This is a genomic window from Saccharopolyspora halophila (assembly GCF_039531955.1).
GTDB classification, from domain to species: Bacteria; Actinomycetota; Actinomycetes; order Mycobacteriales; family Pseudonocardiaceae; genus Saccharopolyspora; species Saccharopolyspora halophila.
Map to the genome: position 1 here is coordinate 1 of NZ_BAAARA010000002.1, position 21220 is coordinate 21220.

16 protein-coding genes are annotated in these 21220 nt (G+C 70.5%); 8 read left to right on the top strand and 8 right to left on the bottom strand.

Features of this window, described 5'->3' with window-relative positions; all coding sequences use genetic code 11:
• Positions 1–309 precede the first annotated feature (309 nt).
• Both ABD289_RS02880 and ABD289_RS02885 read right to left on the bottom strand, forming a co-directional pair.
• Complete coding sequence (locus tag ABD289_RS02880; RefSeq protein WP_344126196.1) at positions 310–501, bottom strand: hypothetical protein; 192 nt, start codon at positions 499–501, stop codon at positions 310–312.
• Positions 502–816: 315 nt separating this feature from the next.
• A complete protein-coding gene (locus tag ABD289_RS02885) occupies positions 817–1320 on the bottom strand; it encodes a DUF309 domain-containing protein (protein WP_344126198.1) in 504 nt (167 codons plus the stop codon).
• A 355-nt stretch (positions 1321–1675) separates the two neighbouring features.
• Here ABD289_RS02885 and ABD289_RS02890 point away from each other — a divergent pair, with 355 nt between their 5' ends.
• Together ABD289_RS02890 and ABD289_RS02895 are read left to right on the top strand one after the other, a co-directional pair.
• Positions 1676–2686: a TerC/Alx family metal homeostasis membrane protein gene (locus ABD289_RS02890; protein ID WP_344126200.1), complete on the top strand. Its 1011-nt coding sequence runs from the start codon at positions 1676–1678 to the stop codon at positions 2684–2686.
• A 196-nt stretch (positions 2687–2882) separates the two neighbouring features.
• Positions 2883–3269: a DoxX family protein gene (locus tag ABD289_RS02895; RefSeq protein ID WP_425564536.1), complete on the top strand. Its 387-nt coding sequence runs from the start codon at positions 2883–2885 to the stop codon at positions 3267–3269.
• 67 nt (positions 3270–3336) lie between these two features.
• On the opposite strand, the gene ABD289_RS02900 is transcribed toward ABD289_RS02895, so the two are convergent.
• Positions 3337–4305, bottom strand: coding sequence for an EamA family transporter (locus tag ABD289_RS02900; protein ID WP_344126202.1), 969 nt, complete (start codon positions 4303–4305; stop codon positions 3337–3339).
• 38 nt (positions 4306–4343) lie between these two features.
• Here ABD289_RS02900 and ABD289_RS02905 point away from each other — a divergent pair, with 38 nt between their 5' ends.
• The 3 genes from ABD289_RS02905 to ABD289_RS02915 all read left to right on the top strand — a co-directional run bounded on the left by ABD289_RS02905 (position 4344) and on the right by ABD289_RS02915 (position 8010).
• The gene (locus ABD289_RS02905; RefSeq protein WP_344126204.1) at positions 4344–4880 is read left to right on the top strand and encodes a CGNR zinc finger domain-containing protein; all 537 of its coding nucleotides are present in this window, start codon (positions 4344–4346) and stop codon (positions 4878–4880) included.
• Between the two features lie 73 nt (positions 4881–4953).
• A complete protein-coding gene (locus ABD289_RS02910; RefSeq protein ID WP_344126206.1) occupies positions 4954–6789 on the top strand; it encodes a S9 family peptidase in 1836 nt (611 codons plus the stop codon).
• Positions 6790–6948: 159 nt separating this feature from the next.
• Positions 6949–8010 carry an NADH:flavin oxidoreductase/NADH oxidase gene (locus tag ABD289_RS02915; protein ID WP_344126208.1) on the top strand — a complete coding sequence of 354 codons (1062 nt, stop codon included), beginning with the start codon at positions 6949–6951 and terminating at the stop codon, positions 8008–8010.
• Positions 8011–8344: 334 nt separating this feature from the next.
• On the opposite strand, the gene ABD289_RS02920 is transcribed toward ABD289_RS02915, so the two are convergent.
• Positions 8345–8926 (bottom strand): Dps family protein, encoded by a 582-nt coding sequence (locus ABD289_RS02920; RefSeq protein ID WP_344126210.1) that lies wholly within the window; start codon positions 8924–8926, stop codon positions 8345–8347.
• 95 nt (positions 8927–9021) lie between these two features.
• On the bottom strand, positions 9022–9576 hold the full coding sequence (locus ABD289_RS02925; RefSeq protein ID WP_344126212.1) for an NADPH-dependent FMN reductase: 555 nt from the start codon (positions 9574–9576) through the stop codon (positions 9022–9024).
• A 139-nt stretch (positions 9577–9715) separates the two neighbouring features.
• On the opposite strand from ABD289_RS02925, the gene ABD289_RS02930 reads away from it, so the two are divergent.
• Positions 9716–10774: an alpha/beta hydrolase gene (locus ABD289_RS02930; RefSeq protein WP_344126214.1), complete on the top strand. Its 1059-nt coding sequence runs from the start codon at positions 9716–9718 to the stop codon at positions 10772–10774.
• A gap of 9 nt (positions 10775–10783) precedes the next feature.
• Here the strand turns inward: ABD289_RS02930 and ABD289_RS02935 are convergent, their stop codons facing one another.
• From ABD289_RS02935 to ABD289_RS02945, 3 genes are all read right to left on the bottom strand, one after another.
• A complete protein-coding gene (locus tag ABD289_RS02935; protein WP_344126216.1) occupies positions 10784–13048 on the bottom strand; it encodes a dynamin family protein in 2265 nt (754 codons plus the stop codon).
• A complete protein-coding gene (locus tag ABD289_RS02940; protein ID WP_344126218.1) occupies positions 13045–14850 on the bottom strand; it encodes a dynamin family protein in 1806 nt (601 codons plus the stop codon). Before ABD289_RS02940 ends, ABD289_RS02935 begins: the two co-directional genes overlap by 4 nt.
• A gap of 184 nt (positions 14851–15034) precedes the next feature.
• Positions 15035–16705 (bottom strand): IniB N-terminal domain-containing protein, encoded by a 1671-nt coding sequence (locus ABD289_RS02945; protein ID WP_344126220.1) that lies wholly within the window; start codon positions 16703–16705, stop codon positions 15035–15037.
• 286 nt (positions 16706–16991) lie between these two features.
• On the opposite strand from ABD289_RS02945, the gene ABD289_RS02950 reads away from it, so the two are divergent.
• Both ABD289_RS02950 and ABD289_RS02955 read left to right on the top strand, forming a co-directional pair.
• Entirely contained in the window at positions 16992–18380 is a 1389-nt protein-coding gene (locus ABD289_RS02950; RefSeq protein WP_344126222.1) for an Hsp70 family protein, read from the top strand.
• Between the two features lie 294 nt (positions 18381–18674).
• Positions 18675–21125, top strand: coding sequence for a LuxR C-terminal-related transcriptional regulator (locus tag ABD289_RS02955; protein WP_344126224.1), 2451 nt, complete (start codon positions 18675–18677; stop codon positions 21123–21125).
• Positions 21126–21220: the final 95 nt, after the last annotated feature.

The following is a 21220-nucleotide window of genomic DNA, read 5'->3' on the forward strand; positions in this document are numbered from 1 at the left end:
ACAGTAACAAGACCAAGCGATGATGTCTACAGCCGCGATCACAGAAATTCCCACCGGGCGATCACCCGAAGCTCGGGGCGGGGCTCATGGCCACCCGCCGGTGCTGGCGGCAGGGGCCGGCAACACGTCACCGACAAAGCTGCCGGAGCCGAAGAACGCCAACAGCACCGCCACCTACCGCGATCAGGCTGCGGCGCAGTGCTGGAGCGGATGGCCCCAGCGGGATGCCGATCGGATGCGTCGAGCTGCGCGGCAGCACGGACCACCGCCTGACGCTCCGCCATCCGAGATCTGCGCCTTCCGCCCCGCCTACGCCGCGTTCCGGGTGCGACGAAGCAGCAGCAGGCTGGCGCCCCACAGGATGAGCAGCAGCGCGATACCCACGCGCGCCAGCGACGGGGTGTCGGTGTGCGTGCCCTCGGGCAACTGCCACGTGCAGGTGCGTCCCGGCGGAAGCCACGACCACTCGGGAGTTCCGCGCGGGGACGAGGAGGGCGTCAACGGGCACGCGTCGGACCGGTGAAGTACCACTCGACCCCCAGCAGGGCGATCCAACAGAGCAGAGCCAGCGCCCACAGCACGCCGAGAGCAATGATTCCGCGACTCCGCATGCGGTGGTCCGCACCGACGTCTGCGCGCATCTCAACTCCCGATCATCACCCGCCGGCCTGCTGATGAATCGTGATCAACCCAGTTCGTGCTGACAGCGCCGCCTCGGACGCCGCACCGGTGCGCGGCCGGTCGGAAGCGTCGCGCGCAAGTCGGCTGCGAGCGACGGCACCTCCGCGTCGAAGTGGTGGAAGCCAGGACGGGCGATCAATGGTGTTCGGGCAAGTCCGCAGCCGTGCGCAGCACGGGAGTCAGTCGATTGTGCGGAACCGCAGCGATACCGCCCTGCTCGATGTCGTCGGCGAGGTCGGCAGCGAACTCGACCAGCCGGTCCACTGCGATGGAGTGCGGGAATTGCTGGCCATAGGGCTGGATGTGGTCGCGCGCTCTGCGCAACAGGGCGGTGGCTCCTGCGGCGTTCCCCCGATGCAGGTGCGTCAGGCCGACGGCGAGCTGGGCCAGCCCCTTCCACAGAGCACGCTCGGCGCTGGGGGCGGTCTTCCACGCCCCTTCGAGGACTTCGTGAGCGTGGAACGGGCGGCCGTCGTCGAGGAGTCGCTGGGCCTGCTCCAGGCTCTCCTCCGGAGTGAGCACGAGGTCTTCATCGATGCGCTCGACGCCTGTGGCGTCGTGCGGCAGCGGGCGGCCGAGTCCATCCCGCGGGCGGGCATTGCGGGCCCGGCCGCTTGCATCGCGATCGCGTTCAGCCATGCCCCGAGTGTCCCTCATCCCCGACGCCGTCCAAGGGGCGAGACGGCGAAACCGGATGCGCCTGGACGATCAGGGAGTCCGCTGGACAGAAACCCATGCGCAACAGGCCCGTGCAGCTGTCGGATACGCAGCAGGCCCGGCGTTTCCTCGCGAAGGCGAGCCCGAGCCGCCATCTCACCCACATGCCTGAAATGTCCGGCTGAGGGCAGGTGCCTGAATGGCCGGGTCCTCGCGGCTGCCGGATACTGCGCTCGAGGGGAGTACTTCCCAAGGGCCTGCCCGGTCAGGACGGACATCCGCAGATGTCCCCGGGAGGCCGTCCGTCCCCAGCGGGCGAAGGAGACCTCGAACGACGATGTTCGAGGAGACGCCTGTGCTCGCCCTCGCCGCCGCCCCGGAATCGATCGGCACGCCTTCGCTGTGGGCAGCCAGCATCGGCGCGCTGCTGGTTCTGCTGGGCGCGGACTTCCTGGTCACCCGCAGGCCGCACGCGGTGTCCATGCGCGAGGCCGTGGGCTGGTCGGTGTTCTACCTGGCGCTGCCGCTGGTGTTCGGGCTGTCCCTGTGGGCGGTGTACGGCCGCGGTCAGGCGTTGGAGTTCATCACCGGCTTCGTGGTGGAGAAGTCGCTGTCGGTGGACAACCTGTTCGTGTTCATGCTCCTGCTGTCCGCCTTCGCGGTGCCCGCGGTTCTGCAGCAGCGCGTGCTGCTGTTCGGCATCGTCGGCGCGCTGGTGCTGCGCGGCGTCTTCATCGCCGCCGGTGCCGCGCTGCTGCACGCGGGGACCTGGGCGTTCCTGGTGTTCGGCGCGATCCTGTTCGTCACCGCCGTCAAGATCCTTCGCGAAGCGCTTACCGGCTCCGACTTCGAGCGCGACGTGTCGCAGATGCGCTCGGTGCGCCTGCTGCGCCGTGCGATGCCGGTCACCGACGACTACCGCGGCACCCGGCTCACCGTCCGGGACAGCGGGCGGCGAGCCCTGACCCCGCTGACGATCGTGATCGTCGCGGTGTTCGCCACCGACGTGGTCTTCGCCGTCGACTCGGTTCCCGCCGTCTACGGGGTCACCGACGACCCGTACCTGGTGTTCGCCACCAACGCCTTCGCCCTGCTGGGGCTGCGCGCCCTGTACTTCGTGCTGCGCGCCGTGCTGGCCAAGCTGGTCCACCTCAACCACGGCCTCGCGATCATCCTCGCGTTCATCGGCGTGAAGCTGGTGCTGCACTGGGCGCACGAGATCTGGCCTGCGGTTCCGCAGGTGCCGACGCTGCTCTCCCTCGGCGTCATCGTCCTGATCCTGGCGACCGTCACGCTGACGAGCCTGCGCACCCGCAGCGCCGCCGAAGTATCCGAACCCGGGAGCTGACCATGCCAACCGACATTCTCATCGAGATCGCCGTGACCGCGCTCGTCCTGGCCGCGCTGGTGATCACCTGCGCGGTCCTGTCGGACGTGCACCCGCCCAGGGGCCGGCACAAGTAACCCCGCTCGCGGAGCGAGGTGTCACGAACGAGGGCTCCGGCACGTCCTGAGAGGTAGGAACAACACCTCGATCGGAGGCGATGACCATGAACCTCGCGCTGTGGATCGTTGCCGGATTGCTGACCGCCGTCTTCCTGATCGGCAGCTCCAAGATGTTCGTGCCCAGGGAGACGATGGCCGCGATGTCGGCCGCCTCGCGCTGGGTCGAGGACTTCAGCCCGGGCGCCCTCCGCGCTCTCGGCGCGCTCGAGGTCCTGATCGCCGCCGGGCTGATCCTGCCTGCACTGCTCGACATCGCGCCGATCCTGGTGCCACTGGCCGCGACCGGCGCCGGAGTGCTGATGATCGGCGCCGTGATCACCCGCCTCCGCCGGGGCGAGCGCGCGACCATCGTGGGCGACCTGATCTACCTCGCGATGGCCGCCTTCGTGGCCTGGGGCCGCTTCGCGCTCGTGCCCTTCAGCTGACCTGCACGACCGATTCCGCCGGAACTCCGGGCCATCGCTCCCGTCGAGAGCCGGTTCGCGATCGCCCTCAGCACGCGGATTGGGAAGGTCGCACCTGGGCCGGTTCGGCGCGGCGGACGAGGACCACGCCGGTGATGATCAGCAGACCGCCGAGCAGCACGGAGAGCCCGGGAAGCTGGTCGAGCAGTAACCAGGCGAACAACGCTGCGGCGACCACTTCCAGGAGTGCGACGAAGGAGCCCACGCGGGAACCGAGGCGGCGGATCGCTGCGGTTCCACTCGCGTAGGCGAGCGCGGCCGAGATCAATCCGAGCGCCAGCAGCGGCACCCACCAGGGCCCCGCGCCGACGGCGTACCCGGCGGCAGCGAAGTTCACGTGCATGGGCAGGATCCCGATCACGCCCAAGGCCGCGAGGACCGCGGCGGCGATGGCCAGCCCTACCCCGGCCAAGGCGATCGGCGGCAGCACATCCTCGGTCTCCCCCGCGATCAGGAAGTACGCCGCGTTGCCGATCATCGCCGCGAACGCCCACAACGCTCCCGTCCAAGCGACTTCAGCTCCCGACGCCAGGTCCAGCGCGAGCACCAACCCCAACACCGCCGCACCGCCACCGAGCAAGGTCAACGGCTGCGGTCGCTGCCCACGCCGGGCCCACAACCACAGCACGATGGCGATCGGTGCGGTGAACTCGATGAGCAGCGCGGGAGCCACGTCCATCGTGCCGACGGCCGAGAAGTAGCAGAACTGGGTGCCCGCCAAGCCCAAGGCGCCGTAGACCAGGAGCGGTCGCAGCTGCGTGCGCAGCAGCCCCCAACGACCGCGCAGCGCGATGATCGCGAACGGCGAGAGCGCGGCGGCCCCGATGCTCAGCCGGGCGAGCACCACCGCACCCGGGCTCCACCCCGCTTCGAGCAGACCACGCGCCAGCGGACCGGCCATCCCGAACGAGGCCGCCGAGAGGACCGCGAGCACCAGGCCGCCGTTGAATCCCCGATCAATGCGCACACCAGCGCTGTCATCTTCTACTTGAGTCATGGCAAATGACGCTATGGACGCACGTGTAAGATGTCAACATGATTTTTGGGCATGACACCGAAGCCGCTCTGCAGGCGGCCGTCGCGCTCATCAACAGCACCGGGAACCCGGATGCGCTGACGACGGTGCAGGCCGTCGATGCCTGGTACGCGGAGCACCGCTACACCGGGCGCCGCGATCGCGACGAAACCGAACTCGAGGAGCTCCGCGCGCTGCGGCCGGTCCTGCGCGATCTGCTGACCACCGACCGCGACCACGCGGCGAGCCTGGTCAACGACATGCTCTCCGAGGCAGCAGCGCTCCCCCAGCTCGTGCGCCACGGAGATGAGGACTGGCACCTGCACGCGATCGACGGGGACGCCCCGCTGGCCCGACGCGTCGTCGTGGAGACCGCGATGGCGATGGTCGACGTGATTCGCCTGGACGAGATGTCTCGCCTGTCGCTGTGCGCCGACGAGAACTGCCAAGGCGTGCTGATCGACCTGACCCGGAACCGCTCCCGGCGCTTCTGCACCACCGCCTGCGCCAACCGCAACGCCGTGGCCGCGTACCGCGCCCGGACCAGGACCCGCTGACGCCACGTACCGAGTGGCCGGTCGCGAGCGTGGGAGGTTCGTGGTCGGTGAGGTGATCGGGCAGGATCGGGGTGTGAGTTCTTATCCCGAGGCGAAGATTCCCAGTGCGTTGTTCGAGGATCCCGAGGCCGAGCAGCGGTGGCGGGCGCGGTTCAGTGCGCCGCGCGTGTCGTTGCCGGACTGGGCGCGGGAAAAACCGCAGCGCAGCCTGTACGTGTCGAATTTCAGCGGGACCTGGGAGCTCTACGCCTGGGACCGCGATTCCGACGAGCACCGCCAGGTCACCGACCGCCCGCAGGGCACCTTCCACGGGACGTTGTCGACCGACGGCGAGAGGGTCTGGTGGTTCGACGACACCGACGGCGACGAGTTCGGCAGCTGGAAGGTCGAGCCCTTCGAGGGCGGTGAGGCGACCGAGGCCGTGCCCGGCACGCACGCCGGTTACCCGGCGGGCCTGGAGCTGGGCCGATCCGTGCTCGGGCTCGGGATGTCCACCGATGACGGCCTGACCGTGTGGGTCAGGCGCGACGGCGGCCGTCCGGAGGTGCTCTACGAGCACGAGCAGGACGGCGGGCTGTCCGCGCTGTCCTGGGACGAGTCGATGGTGGTCATCTCGCACTCCGAGCACGGGGACAGCCGCCACCCGGCGCTGCGGGTCCTCCGCATCGACGGATCGGAGGTCGCCGAGAAGTGGGATGGGCCCGGAAAGGGGCTGGACGCGCTGGCCTTCGCTCCGGTCACCGGTGATCCGCGGCTGCTGGTGCTGCACGAGCGGCGCGGCAAGGAAGAGCTGCTGATCTGGGACGTCGAGGCCGACGCCGAAACCGAGATCACCCTGGACCTGCCCGGCGAGGTCTCCGCGGACTGGTTCCCGGACGGCCGCTCGCTGCTGATCGCGCACACCCACCACGCGCGCACCACGATGCACCGCTACGACCTGGACAGCGGTGAGCTCACCGATCTGCCCACCCCGCCGGGCACGGTCGTGGGCGCCTCGGTCCGGCCGGACAGCGCCGTGGAGTACGTGTGGTCCTCGGCGGCGACGCCGTCGCTGGTGCGCACCGTTTCCCCCGACGGCGAGGACCGGGTGCTGCTGACGCCGCCCGGGGAGCGCGCGCCCGGGTCCGAAGCGCTCACCGACGTGTTCGTCGAGGTCCCGTACGGCCCGAACGACACGGTGCACGCGCTGGTCGCGCGCCCGGCGGGCGCGGGGGAAGGACCGGTTCCGACGGTCTTCAACCTGCACGGCGGCCCGCACGCGGCCGACGAGGACCGGTTCTCCGCCTATCGCGCGGCCTGGCTGGACGCCGGTTTCGCCGTGGTCGAGGTCAACTACCGCGGCTCCACCGGCTACGGCTCCGCCTGGCGGGACGCCATCGAGGGCCGCCCGGGCACCACCGAGCTCGAGGACGTCGCGCGGGTGCACGACTGGGCGATCGAGGCGGGGCTGACCACACCCGCGCTCAGCGTCGTCGCGGGCGCGTCCTGGGGCGGCTACCTGACGCTGCTGGCGCTCGGCCTCCAGCCGGAGCGCTGGGCGGGCGGCGTCGCGGGAGTACCGGTTGCCGACTACGTCTCGGCGTTCGCCGACGAGATGGAGCCGCTGCGCGCCTACGACCGCGCGCTGTTCGGCGGCTCGCCGGAGGAGATCCCGGACGTCTACGAGAAGGCCTCCCCGATCACCTACATCGACCAGGTGCGGGCTCCGGTGCAGGTGCTGGCGGGCGACAACGACCCGCGCTGCCCGATCCAGCAGATCCTCAACTACCTGGATGCGCTGCGCGAGCGGGAGATCCCGTTCGAGTTCTACCGCTACGACGCCGGCCACGGCTCGCTGGTGGTTTCGGAGACCCTGCGCCAGGTCTCGGCGGAGATCCACTTCGGCCGCCGCGCGGTCGGCCTGGCCTGAGGTCGCGACGCGTCCCGCTGAACCGGCCCGGCGCAAGCCGTCCGGCCGGTTCGGCGGGGCTGCCCCGCACCGGATCCCACCTGTTGAGCGGCCTGTGACAAACCCGACGAGGGCTTCGCGGACCGGAATAACTTACCGGCGCTAACGGTCGGACTGGTCGTGAGTCATCTCTTCGAACCCATCAAGCTGCGCGACCTGACCATCCGCAACCGCGCTTGGGTCTCGCCGATGTGCCAGTACTCGGCCACCGACGGCGTGCCCAACGACTGGCATTTCGTGCACCTGGGGCGTTTCGCCACCGGCGGCGCCGGACTCGTGATCGCCGAGGCGAGCGCCGTGGCGCCGGAAGGCCGGATCAGCCCGCAGGACACCGGGCTGTACAACGACGAGCAGGTCACCGCCTGGCGTCGGATCAACGACTTCATCCACGAGCAGGGCGCGGCCACCGGCGTGCAGCTCGCGCACGCGGGCCGCAAGGCCTCCACTGCCCGGCCGTGGGAGGGCGAGCACGCCGTGCCGGAGTCGGAGGGCGGCTGGCAGCCGGTCAGCTCCACCGACGAGGCCTTCGGCGAGCTCTCCGAGCCGCGGGCGCTGACCGCCGACGAGATCGCCGAGCTGCCCGCGAAGTTCGCCGCCTCCGCGCGTCGTGCCGACGAGGCCGGTTTCGACGTCGTGGAGCTGCACTTCGCGCACGGCTACCTGGCGCACCAGTTCTACTCGCCGCTGGTCAACGACCGCACGGACGACTACGGCGGGTCCTTCGACAACCGGGTGCGGATCCTGCTGGAGATCACCGACGCGGTGCGCGAGGTCTGGCCGGCGGGCAAGCCGCTGTTCGCCCGCCTGTCGGCCACCGACTGGACCGAGGGCGGCTGGACCGGTGACGACACGGTCCGCCTCTCCCGGCTGCTGGCCCAGCGGGGCGTCGACCTGATCGACGCCTCCACGGGTGGTGCGATCCCGAACGCCCAGATCCCGGTGCGCTCCGGTTACCAGGTTCCCTTCGCGCGCCAGGTCCGCCTGGAGGCCGAGGTCCCCACCGGCGCGGTCGGCCTGATCACCGCGCCGGAGCAGGCCGAGGAGATCATCGCCGCGGGCTCGGCCGACGCGGTGCTGCTCGCCCGCGAGCTGCTGCGCGACCCGAGCTGGCCGATGCACGCCGCGGACAAGCTCCGCGCCGACGTGTTGTGGCCGGACCAGTACGTCCGCGCCCGCCGCTGAGACACCAGCGGGGATCACAGTTTTGCCTAAAACTGTGCGGACATTTCGGACGCCGAGGCGTCACAGTTTTAGGCAAAACTGTCACCACCCCCGACGCAAAGTGAGGCCGACGAGCAGGGTGAGCACGTAAGCAGCCGCCCGCAACGGCGGAGCCGTTAGCCCACCTCAGCAGCCGGCACCGCCGGGGGTTCTGACACGTCGTGTGGCGAGGGCAGCCGCGACGCCGCGTAGGTTGCTACTCAAGGAGCGGATCCCGCAGCCACGCGGCGTGTCAGGTTCCCCTGCTCGCACCGTCCCGCAGAACGAGCCCAGGAACAGCCCTGAAGCGGGCCTGTCACGCCAGTTGGGCCTGCCACATCCAGTGGGCCTTCTCCAGGTCCGCTGCGATGGCGATCAGCAGGTCCTGGGTGACCAGGTCGGTCTTGTCGGTTTCGTCGATGCGCTTGCGCAGGCCCGCGATGACCTCGTGCAGAGCGGTGACGATCGCCTCGACCACCTCCTGGTCGTTGTGCCAGTCCGGTTCGAACTCCGGCACGTCGGACCCCTTGGCGACGGTCGCGGCGCGGCCGTCCGGGGAGACTCCGATCGTCACCGCGCGCTCGGCCACGTCGTCGGCGTAACCGCGCGCCGAGGTGACCAGCTCGTCGAGCTGGAGGTGGACGTCGCGGAAGAACCGGCCGACCACGTTCCAGTGCGCCTGCTTGGCGACCAGGTGCAAGTCGATGAGATCGACCAGAGTGTCCTGCAGGACGCCACCGGTGATGTCCCGCTCCTCGGCGCTGAGCGGGCTGGTGATCGGACCTTCCGCCTTCTTCGCGGCCTTGCCGGACTTCTTCGCGGTGTCCTTCTTCGCGGTGTCCTTCTTCGCGGTGTCCTTCTTCGCGGTGGACTTGGACTTCGTGGACTTCTCCGCCATGTGTGCGCGACCTCCTCGAACGCGAGCAGACACCTCGAGAGTGCCGCTCCGCGAGCACCCCCGCACTCCGAAGAATCCACGCCAGCGGCGATCGGTCAAGCGCGCTGGGCAGCGAAGTCCACGACTTGTCGACCGATCGTGCGCAGCGTCTCGGTGACCTTGGCGTCGGTCTCCACGCCGGTCTCGAAGCGGGTCTCGGCCGAGTTGACCGCGCCTCCCAGCGGTGTCGGCCAGCCGCGCAGCGCGTGCACCACCGAGCGCAGCCCCTGCAGCGTCGTGACAGTGGCCTGCCAGCCGTAGGCGATGCCGATGCAGCCCACCGCGCGGCCGTCCAGGTAGGGACGCTCGTCGCCGCGCAGGTCCTCGACGTAGTCCAGCGCGTTCTTGATCAGCCCGGAGATCGTGCCGTGGTATCCCGGGGAGGCGAGGATGACCCCGTCCGCGGTGCGCAGCGCCTCGACGAGTTCGCGTGCGGCCCCGGTGCGCTCGGGAACCTGCGGGTCGTAGAACGGCAGCGAGAGCGCGGTGCCGGTGATGGCCTGCACCTTCGCCCCGGACTCCCGGGCGCCGTCGAGCGCCACGTGCAGCGCTCGCTCGGACTGCGAATCCGGCCGCACCGATCCGCCGATCCCCACCACCGTCACGCTCATGCGTGGATCCTTTCATCTGCTGACCGTCCTGCCAGGCCACGCTAAGACTTCAGGTTCACTGGAGGTCAATTTCGGAGACCTTTGCTACCTGCGGGTAATCTCACAGCGACACTGTCACCTTGCGGGAAGGTCACGCCCCATGGCCAACGCCATCGAACAGAAGCTGCAGAGCGCCGTGCTGCGCGGCGTATTCGCCCTGCCCGCGCCGCTGCGGCGCGTCCTCGCGGGCTCGGCGATCCGCCTCGACGACCAGGAACTGGCGCTGGACGCCCAGCTGCTGCTCAAGCTGCAGAAGCTCAGCGGGCAGGAAGGGCTGGCCGCCTCGACGCCCGAGGCCGCCCGCACCGCGATGTCCGACGCGCCGACCTCGGGCGGGCCCCAGCTGCCCGGCGTGGTGGTCGCCGAGCGCACGATCCCCGCCGAGCACGGCACGTTGCCCGCGCGCCTGTACCGGCCTCGGGAGCTGACCGAGACCGGACCGCTGATGGTGTTCCTGCACGGTGGCGGCTGGGTCATCGGCGACATCGACACGCACGACGACCTGTGCCGGTTCCTGGCCAAGCACGCGGGCATCCGGGTGCTGTCGGTGGACTACCGGCTCGCCCCCGAGCACCGCTTCCCGGCCGCCTTCGACGACGCGCTGGCGGCCTACCGCTGGGCCGTGGACAACGCCGCGGAGCTGGGCTCCAGCGCCGACGCGATCGCGATCGGCGGGGACAGCGCTGGCGGCAACCTGGCGGCCTCGGTCTCGCTGCACGCGACCCGCAACGGGATGCAGAAGCCGGTCTTCCAGCTGCTGCTGTACCCGGCCACGGACGCCACCGTGCGGCGCCGCTCGCGAGAGATCTTCGGCAACGGCGGCTTCCTGCTCACCGACCACGACATGACCTGGTTCATGGACCACTACGAGCCGGAAGTGGACAACCGCGGCGACGTCCGGCTGTCCCCGCTGCTGGCCGACGACCACGCGGAGCTGCCGACCGCCTACATCGTCACCTGCGGCTTCGACCCGCTGCGCGACGAGGGCGAGGCCTACGCGAAGGCCCTCGCCGACGCGGGCGTCCCGGTCGTCGCCCGCCGCTTCGCCGACCTCATCCACGGCTTCGCCAACCTCCGGCCGGTCAGCCACCGCTTCGAGGAAGCCCTCTTCGAGATCGTCGGGACCACGCGCGCGGCCCTTCAGCTCACCAAGCGCTGAACCGCGTCGTCAGTCCCGGTAGTGGCGCCCCGACGGGGTGGGGTCGGTGAACTGCGCCGGCCCCGCCTCCGGATCGGGTTTCGCGTGGCTGCCGGTGGACTGACCGACGCCGGGGTGGAAGCGGCGGCCGCCGGTGTCCGGGCCGGTCGAGCGGCGCCTGCGTCCCGTGCCGGTGTCACCGTCGTCGGCCTCGGCGCGGCGCCGGCGGCCGGAACCGCTCTCCGCGTCGTCGACGTCGGCGCGACGGCGTCGACCGGTACCGGTGTCCGCCTCGTCCGCGCGGCGACGGCCACCCGTGCCGCGCCCCTGTTCCCCGGTCTCGGGGACGGGCCGATTCCCCACCAGCTCGGGGGATTCGGCCTGCTGGCCGGAGTCGTCCGGCCTGAGCCACTGCCCGCCGGACTGCGCGGTCTGAACCGGCTGGGCCGGTTGCGCAGGCTGCGCCGGTTGCGAGGGCTGCACCGGTTGCCCCGGTTGCGAGGGCTGCACCGGTTGCGCAGGCTGCGAGGGCTGCACCGGTTGCGCAGGCTGCGCCGGTTGCGCCGGCTGCACCGGTTGCGCCGGTTGCGCAGGCTGCGCCGCCGGTTGCGCGAGCTGCGCCGGTTGCTGGCGGGCCACCGGTGTCGCCGCGGGCTGCTGCGGGGATGCGGCCGGGTTGCCCTGCACCGGCTGCGGATTCGACGGCCGGCGAACGCCCTGCCCGCCGTTGTGTCCTTGCCGAGCCGGTTGCTGCTCCGGCTGCTTGCCCGCCTGCTGAGCGCCGTTCTGCGCCTGCTGAGCGCTGTTCTGGGCGGGCTGAGCGGGTTGCTGCGCCGCGCCCTGCGCCTGCTGCAGGATGATCCGCTCGCAGCTGCGCACCACGGTCCGGACGGCGTCGCGCTCGGTGCGGGCGAGGATGGGGTTGACGCTCTGCTCCCGCCAGCGGTTGAGGGCGGCCGCGGCCTGGTCCGCCAGGTCGGTCGTCAGGGCGTTGTCGTCCATGCCGAGCCGCGCGTGCGGAGATTGGCCGGAACCGCCGAGCAGCCGCTTCGCCTCGGCCTGCAGCGGCCGGGAGAACCGCACCTGCCCGGAGTCCAGGGCCGACAGCAGCCGGAGCTCGTTCCACTCGTGGGCGTTGGTCAGCAATCGCTCGAACTCGGCGCGCAGCACGTGCACGCCCGGGCGCGCGTTCGCGCGCAGCACCATGTCCACCGCCAGCAGGGCCGAGCGGGCGCGCAGCGCGTCCTGCCGCTCCACGAACTGCTCGTGCAGCGTCTGGCGCAGGTGGTTCATGCCGCTCTCGTCGATCAGCGCGTCCTGCAGCTTCTGCTGGGAGTCCACACCCCCGCGCAGCAGATCCAGGCAGCGCGAGATCCCGAAGTGGCCGAACTTCTCCAGCAACCGCTGCCGCACCGGGGACGGAACGGCCTCCAGCCCTGCCTTGACGAAGCGCTCCGCCGAGAGCAGCAGCGTCTCGCGGTCGTTGTCCGACAGCCTGGCCAGGAAGACCAGGATCTTGAAGTCGTCCTCGGTCATCGAGTGCGCGGCCTCACCGAGCAGCCCGACCACCGGGATGAAGTACTGCGCGAAGGAGCCCAGCGTCGGGTCGCCGCGGAATTTCTCGGTCATCTTCTCCGCGGCGACCAGCGCCTCGCTGCCCCCGGAGCCCGTCTCGTCGGCCCGGGAGAACGCCACCAGGGTGCTGATCGGCACGCTGCGCGCGGTCTGCAGCTCGTTGACCGACTGCAGGAACTGCAGATCGGCCTGCCGCGGGTAGCGGGTCAGGTACAGCACCGCGTCGGACTCGGACAGGATCTGCGCGAGCGCCTCGCGCCCGTTGCCCTGCACCGCCGCCGAGGCCACGCCGGGCGTCTCGATCAGGGTGATGGACTCCAGCCCCGGGGTGGGGGACTCGATGACCAGGCGCGCGACCTCGTCCGGCCGCCAGTGCTGCAGGTCCCGGATCGTCGCGGCGTCCAATGTGGACGTGGGCACGTTCTGCACCGCGCCGTGCGGCGTGTGCACCATGATCTTCGGTTCGGGCCCGTACTGGTAGAAGGTCGGGACCTGGGTGCGCTCCTCGGCGTCGGCGGGCGCCAGCTCGGTGCCGATCAGCGCGTTGATCAGCGTCGACTTGCCGGACTTCACCCGGCCGCTGACCGCGATCCGCAACGGCTGGTCCAGCCGCTCCAAGCGCCCGCGCAACCAGCTCGAGGTGCGCGGGTCGTCGCGGTAGAAGGTCATGGTGCGGAGCAGGAGCCCGCGGGCCCGCTCCAGCAGGGTCTCGGTGCTCATGCCGCCGTGATCCGGTTCTGCGTCAGCTGGGTAACCTGGCGGCGCAGCACGGTGATCTCCTCGAGCTTCTGCTTGATGTCGCGCGCCCGCTGATCCCGGTCGACCGCGCTGCGCTCCGCCGAGCGCTTGATCGACTGGATGGACTGGCTGACCTCGAGCTGCGCCTGCTCGGTGATGCGGGTGAAGTGCTTGTGCATCGCCTTGTGCACGCTGCGAATGGTGTCCTTGCCGTCCTTGTTGACCTGGAAGATGACCTGCTCGACGTAGCGCTGCACGTTGTTCTTGGCCTCGGCCTGCCTGCGGCGCAGCCGCGAGTCCTTCTCCTCCTTGAGGCTCTTGGAGCCCAGCAGCACACCGGCGGAGATGGACACCACGTTCATCAGCGGCAGGTTGGCCATCGTGGTGATCAGACCGAACATCAGCACGCCGCCGTAGGAACCGCGCAGACCGGTCAGCACCTGGTCGAACTTCTTGTAGTCGGCGCCGGTCGGCAGCTTCGGCCGGGGCACGTCGTCGAGCGGTTCCGGGTACTCGATCGGTTCGAGGGCGGGCAAGTCGGACCGCTGCGGCATCTGCTCGGCGACGGCCTCGGCGAGCCGCGCCTGCCGCTGCTCCAGCCAGCCGTAGGTCTCGGCGATCGCGTCGGTCAGCCGCGCGCTCAGCCAGCTGTTGAAGTCGTCCCAGATGGCCTGCGGGTCGGCCACCTCGAAGATCTCGTTGACCTCGTGCAGCACGGCCCAGGTGCGCTCGCGGAAGTCGAACTCGATGTCGGTCATCAGCTCGCTGATGCCGTCGTTGAGCGTCTTCTGCCAGTGCCCCTGGATCCGGCGCAGCTCCTCGGCGCGGCGCTGCGCGGTCTCCAGTTCGACCAGCGTCTCGGCCGCGGTGCGCGGGTCGTGCGCGGCGAGCTCGGCGCGCAGCCCGTCGTTGATCTGGGTCAGCGCCTCGGAGACGTTGTGCGCGACCAGGCGCCGGGTGAACTGCTCGTGCTTGCCCGCGAGCTCGGTCTGCAGGAACTCCAGCAGCGGCGGGAAGCCGGACTCCGCGTTGAGGTTCGTGTTGCGCGCCTGCATGGCGCGGTTGCGGATGTCGGCCGACACCGGGAAGAGCTTGGCGGAGACCCCGGCGTTGCTGAGGTGCTTCTTGTTGACCTCCATGACCTTGCGCCAGTGCGGCGTGCGGTCGATCTTCGGCATCACCAGCGCGATGTTCGGGCACAGCGAGGTGGCCTGCTTGAGGAAGGTCAGCTCGTTGGTCGTGAGCTCCTGGGTCGAGTCGGAGACCATCAGCAGCGCGTCGGCCTCGGCGACCACCGACAACGTCGTCGACGTCAGCAGCGACGAGACGCTGCCCACACCAGGGGTGTCCATGAGCGCCAAGCCGTTCTGCAGCACGGCCCGGGGGACTCCGATCTCACTGCGAGTAACCGGCCGACCGTGAGCAAGAGCACGCTCCATGTGCTCGCCGACGGCCTCGATCGGGACCGGATGCCGGTCCAGCGCGGCGGGCCCGCCGGTCGGCTCCTGCTCGATCAGCTGGGCGCTGGGCTCATCCGAGTAGCGCACCAGGGTCGGCACGGAAGTGGAGACATCGTCTCCGGATTGGCAGACCGGAGCGTTCACCAAGGCATTGACCAGTGCGCTCTTGCCCTGCTTGGATTCGCCGACGACCAGCACGAGCTGGGTCGGATCGAGCACCCTGGTCCGGATCTGGCGCAAGCGGCCATGCAGATCGTCGCGCTCCTGCTCGACGCATTCGGCAGTAGCGCGGTCGATCAGTTCCACCAACGCCGTCTCGATCACGGCGGCCATTGTGTCTTGCGTCGGCGATGAGAGAAACCCAATCGGTTGAACTCACATCGTTACCGAACACTCGGGGTGTCGGTTTGTCGCGCAATTCATACCTAATGAGTGAAATGCCGGGGTTCACTCATCAGTGAACCCCGGCATTCAGTCGCTCACTGCGTTCAGCAGCGGACTACTCCGATCAGAGCAGGCCGTCCAGCGGCAGCGCGTCGGTGGCGGTGCCGACAACGCCCTCGACCGCGTCGCCCGCGACCGGGCCGGCGACCGGCAGGTCGCTCGGGGCCGGCAGGTGCGAGGCGACGTCGCCGACCGGGGCCAGCGGGGCGTCGGTGCCCGCGTGGGCCTCGGCGTCCAGCGCACCGGTGGCGGAGCCCGCCACATCGCCGACGGCCGGGACGTCGGCGGCCGTGCCCGCGAGGTCGTCGACCGGCAGCGCGGTGACGTCGCCGCCCGCGACCGTGTCGGTCACGTTGCTGGCCAGGTCACCGGCGACCGGCAGGTCACCGACGACGCCGGTGGCGGTGCTGGCCACGTCGCCCGCGACCGGCAGGTCGCCCACGACGCCGGTGGCGGTGCCCGCGACGTTGTTCACGACGTCGCCAGAAGCGGCGTCGCCGGCCAGGTCGCCCGCGACCGGCAGGTCGCCGGCCAGGCCGGTGGCGGTGCCCGCCACGTCGCCCGCGACCGGCAGGCCGCCGACAACACCGGTGGCGGTGCCCACGACGTCGCCGGTGGCGGCGCCCCCGGCCAGGTCGCCCGCGACCGGCAGGCCGCCGGCCAGGCCGGTGGCGGTGCCCGCCACGTCGCCCGCGACCGGGAGGTCGTTCACGACGCCGGTCACGTCGCCGGAGGTCACGTTGCCGACGACGTCGCCCACGACCGGGGCCTCGGAAACGGTGGAGGTCACGTCGCCGGCCACGCCGGTCACGTCGCCCGAGGTCACGTCGCCGACGACGTCACCCACGACCGGGGCCTCGGAAACGGTGCCGGTCACGTTGGAAGCGACGTCACCCACGATCGGGGCGCTCGACACGACGTCGGACACGTTGCCCGAGGTCACGTTGTTCACCGTGCTGTTGACGTCCAAGTCGCCCAAGACGGGGGCCTCCGAAACCACGTTGTTCACCACGTTCGTCGCGTCGCCCGAGGCGACGTCGCCCACCACACCGGTCACGTCGCCGTGCACGACGTTGCCGATACCACCGGTGAGGTTCACGGACTGGTCGACCACGTTGGTCGCGGTGCTGGTCACCGAGCCGACCGACTCGGAGACGGCGGACAGGTTCAGGCTGTCGCCGATGCTGATGTCGTTGCCGCTCAGGATGGTGTTGTCGCTGAGGACGTCGTGCACGTTGACGACGTTGTGCGAGTCGACGTCGTTGTGCTCGATGTCGACGTCGGTGTTCTGCTGCGGCATGTCGGCGTCGACGTCGCCGCCCTTGCCGAAGTCGTCGCCGGGCTGGGGGGTGTTCTGCAGCATGCTGAGTTCTTCCTGCTCGTGTGGATGTGCGGGATGCAGTTCATTGATCGCGACGAACTGGCTATGCGCGGCGAACTTCTCCACGCTGCCCGAGAGGGAGCGCTCGTACGCGTTGACAACCTCGACCGGCGCGTAGTCGAGGACCAGTGACGTGGCTTGCAGCACGTCCGTCGCGCTCATATCCCCGAGTCCGAACCGATCCAGCGTGGTTTGCGGATCAGTGTCGAAGGCCGACCGGGCTGCCGGATCGCTGACGAGGTGCGTGAGGAACTCGTGCAGCGTCGGCTCCGCGGCCTGACCGGAGGCGGAGTGCGTCCCGGGGGCGGAGATGTGGGACTCGGCAGGACCGGCGGGGTGCTGAGTGTTCGCCATCGTCGGACCTCCCGATGCTCAGCGTTACTCGGCGGTTGAAACCGAGTGAGGTCTTGCCGTCCCTCACTCCTGTCTTGATCACGTTATGAGCGCAGGCTCCCCCCAACATCGGGTACGACTCCTAGTCATCTCAATCTCTATTAGGGGCTTACTTGAGTACCCCGTTAGGGGGTCAATGGGGGATGCTGAAGCCGCTCCGTGACCGAGTACCGCTAAATTGTGTGACACCGCAGCTAGGGCGGCCCGCCGCTGCAGCTGCGCGCCGCACCGCACACGAAGGGATTGCATGCCTTACGTCCTGGGCGTTCACCTCGGCTCGACGGTGACGACCGCCGCCACCGCCAGGCGGGATGGCAGCCAGTGGGCGGCTGCCACGCCCGTTCCGCTGGCAGGCACCGGGCCCGTGGTCCCCACGGTGCTGTGCCGGGTTCAGGACGGTTCCTTCGTCGCCGGGGAAGCCGCGGCCCGGCAGGAGATCAACCACCACGAGTGGGTCGCCCGCGGGTTCACCACCCGGCTCGGCGACGACCTGCCCCTGGTGGTGGGCAGCGAGTTCGTACCCCCGCAGCGGCTGGTCGCCGCGATGATCGAGTGGGTGGCCGACACCGTCACGCATCACCAGGGACACCCGCCCGAGCACATCGCCGTCGCGCACAGCTCCACCTGGGGCCCGCACCGGATCCGCCTGGTGCAGCAGGCGCTGGCGCAGCTGGGGCTCAGCGAGGTGACCATGGTCCCGGAGCCGATGGCGGTGGCCGTGGACTACGCGGCCAAGCAGAAGCTCGAGGAGCACCATCCCCTCGTCGTCGCCAACGTGGGCGGCAGCAGCACGGACATCACCGTGCTGCGCAGGCGCGCGCCCTCCTTCGAGTTCGTCGGCTCGCCGCTGCACTCCGATCACCCGTCCGGGCAGGACCTCGACGACGAGCTGGTCGGACTGCTGCGCGAGGGCTTCGGCGAGCAACTGGACTCGCTGGACCCCGGCGACCCGGCGCAGCGGGCCGCGCTGACCGCGCTGCGCAACGAGTGCGTGCGGGCGAAGGAAGCGCTGTCCCGGCAGCCCGGGATCTCGATGTGGCTGGACCTGCCCGCCGGGCGCACCGAGTTCGCGCTCTCGCGCACCCGGTTCGAGCAGCTGGCCCGGCCGCACCTGGAACGGGTGCCCGAACTGATCTCGCAGGCCGCGCAGTCGGTCTCGCTGCGGACCGAGGACGTCGAGACGGTGATCCTGGCCGGTGGCACCGCGCGCGTCCCGCTGCTGCAGAACCTGGTCGGCGAACGACTCCAACAGCCGCCGCTGGTCGACGCCGCCCCCGAGCTGGCCGCCGCCCGCGGTGCCGCGGTGGCCGCTTCGAAGGTGTTGACCACGGACACCGATCAGGGTTCGGTGGCCGAGACGAGCGTGCTCATGGCCGTCGAGGGAGTCGACGACGCCGTCCCCTACGACGACGAACCGGAACCGGTGGAGCGGCCTCCGATCGAGGTCGAACCGATGCCGATCGAGCCGCCCGACGAGAACAAGGCGAAGCGGATGAAGTACATCAAGCTGTCCGTCGCGGCGGCGCTGGTGCTCATCGGTGTGCTCATCACGTTCTTCGCCGAGGACACCTCGTTCAAGGGCGTGCTGACCCTGTTCCAGACCGTCCTGCACTTCGGGGCGGACCGGCCGAGCTAAGGAGATGTTTCAGTTTGGGGTTTGCGTGGCGGTGCCGGTAGCGGAACCTCGGACGCCGCCGGGCTGCGGGATCCGCGACTCGAGCAGCGGCCTGCGCGGCGCTGCGGCTGTCCGCGCCCGACCACGCCTGAGAACCCGCCGCGGTGCCGGCTGACTCCCGCACCGCATGCCGCTACCGCCGCGTACTGGAATGCCCCTAACGGATCGGCAACGCGAGCAACCGGATCCGAACAATCCACCGTCAGCCAACTGACCGCCGCGGCCGGCCGGTGACGGACGACAAGGAAGGCAGGCGTGAATCACTCGACGACTTCCCGCACCGCCCTGCTCCCGGACGGGCACGCGCCCGGACTGCGCTCGGCGATCGCGGCGGACCCCGCCGCGCCGGTCGTGGCGGGAATCCAGGGAGCGGGAGGGTTCGGCAAGACCACCCTGCTGAGCCAGCTCGCCCGCACCTACGAGACCGCGGGCGTGCGCGTGCTCGGTGCGGCCGAGCTCGACCGGGCCGACGAAGGCGCGGTGCTGATCGACGACGCGCACCGCCTCGACGACGACCTGCTGCGCCAGTTGCGCGAGATCGCCGCGACGCCCGGGGCCCGGCTGCTGGTCGCCTACCGCCCGGGCCCGCGCAGCGCCGCGCTCGGTGAGCTCGTCGAAGAGCTCGGCGCGCCGGTGCAGCTCTCCGCCCTGGGAGTCGAGGAGATCGCCGAGCAGACCGGTGGTGCGGCGCTGGACTGGGTCGGCTGGGTGCAGACCCAGACCGGCGGAGTGCCCCGCTACGTCACGCGGCTGCTGGCCACCGCAGTACCCGGCGAAACCCGGTTGCCCGACCGCGCTCTGGACCTGTTCGGGCACGAGCTGGACCAGCTGGGCGAGGCGGGCTGGGAGTGCGCGACCGCGATGGCCGTCGGCGCCATGCCGCACCCGGACCTGCTGGCCTCCGTGCTGGAGCTGGACACCCGGCAGGTCGGCTCCGCGCTGACCGCGATGCGGCTGGCGAGCATGGTCAACGCCGAGGACGCGCTGCTGCCGATCGTGCGCGCGGCGGTGCTGCGGCTGGGCAACTGGGATCGGCGGTTGCGCATCACCCGGCGTCTGGTGGAACTGCAGATGAGCCGGAGCGGTCCGGTGCTGCCGCTGGTGGCGCCGCTGCTGGACGCGCCGATGGCGCTGCTGCCGGAGGCCACGCTGGCCTCGGCCTTCGAACACGCCGCGGAGGAAGCGCTCCAAGTGGCACCGCGGCTGGCGCCGAAGTTGTTGGCGGCGGCGGTCTCCGCGGGCTCACCGGCCTCGTCCGTGCTCGCGCGGCAGGCTCGCGCGGCAGCAGTGGCGGGCGATCTGGACGAGGCCCTGCGACTGGCCGACCAGGTGATCGTCGACGAGCAGATCCCGCAACGAGCGCTGGGCGCGCAGGTCGCTGCGGGCGTGCTCGCGCAGCGCGGACTGCTGGAGCGTTCCGCGGAGATGTGCCGCTGGTCGGTGAAGAAGCTGAACTGGCCAGGGGATTCCTCCTACGCGGCAGTCGGTCTGATCGGCTCAGGGCGGCTGGCCGATGCCGACGCGCTGCTCGAGGCGGACGACGACGCGGGACCGCCGACGTCGTCGTCCGGCGCCGCCGCGCAACTGGCCACCGGGGTCCGCGAGTCCATCACCGGGACCGCGACCAACTCGCTGTCCACTTTGGTGCGCGCCGCTTCGCTCGCCGAGCCGAAGAGCACCGCACCGATCCCGGACAGCCCTGCCGCGCTGGCGACGCTCGTCGCGCTGCACTGCGGTGAGCTCGAGGTCGCCGAATCCACTTTGGACAAGGCGCTGGAGGCGGGCGCGGGTGGCGCGCTGCTGCAGAACCGGCATCGGCTGCTGGCCGCCTGGCTCCCGCTGATGCGCGGCGACACCATCACCGCGCGCGCGAAAGTTCCTGCGGTGGCCGAGAACGCGGTCCGCGACCGGTTGATGGCGGTGGCCATCGCGGCGGGCATCGCCAGCCGTGACAACGACATGGGGATGCTGGCCAACGCCCGCACCCTGGCCAGGCAGGTGGTCACCGAGCACGCGGTGGACCTGTTCAGCCTGCTACCGCTCGGCGAACTGGTGGTCGCCGGCGCGCGGCTGCGCGACCAGGGCTGGATCGCACCGCACCTCACCGAGGCCGAAGCCCTGCTGGAGCGGCTGGGTCATCCCCCGCTGTGGACTTCGATGCTGTGGTGGAAGCGCCTGCAGGCGGCCATCGTCCTGGAAGACCGGGACGAGATGCGCCGATTCGCAACCGGTCTCGGCGAGTTCGCCCAGCACAACCCGCTCGCCTCGGCGATGGCCGATGCGGCAGGCGTGTGGTTGCGGGTGCTCGACGGCGACGTCGACCACGAGCGGACCGAGAGCGCATCGCGGGCGTTGCACGCGGCGGGCCTGGCCTGGGACGGCGCCCGCCTGGCCGGGCAGGCCGCACTGCGCACCACCGACCGCCGGGCGATGCTCTCGCTGCTGGAGTGCGCGCGCTCCCTGCAGGGCAAGCCCCAGCGCCCGCGCGCGGTGCAGACCTCCGGCACCGACGCGGAACTGCTCAGCGACCGCGAGAAGGAGGTCGCCGAGCTGGTGATCGCGGGCCTGACCTACAAGCAGGTCGGCAAGCGCCTGTTCATCTCGGCCAAAACGGTCGAGCACCACATCGGCAGAATCAAGCAGCGCCTGGGCTGCTCGAGCCGGGAAGAACTGCTCACCAAGCTCAAAGAGATCATCGCCGACTGACCCGCGGGTCAGCGCGCGAACGCCCGCGCGGCTCGCTTTTGGAGATCCTCGCGGCGTGCGGCGGCAGCCGCCATCTCAAGCGTGGGACTCAACCC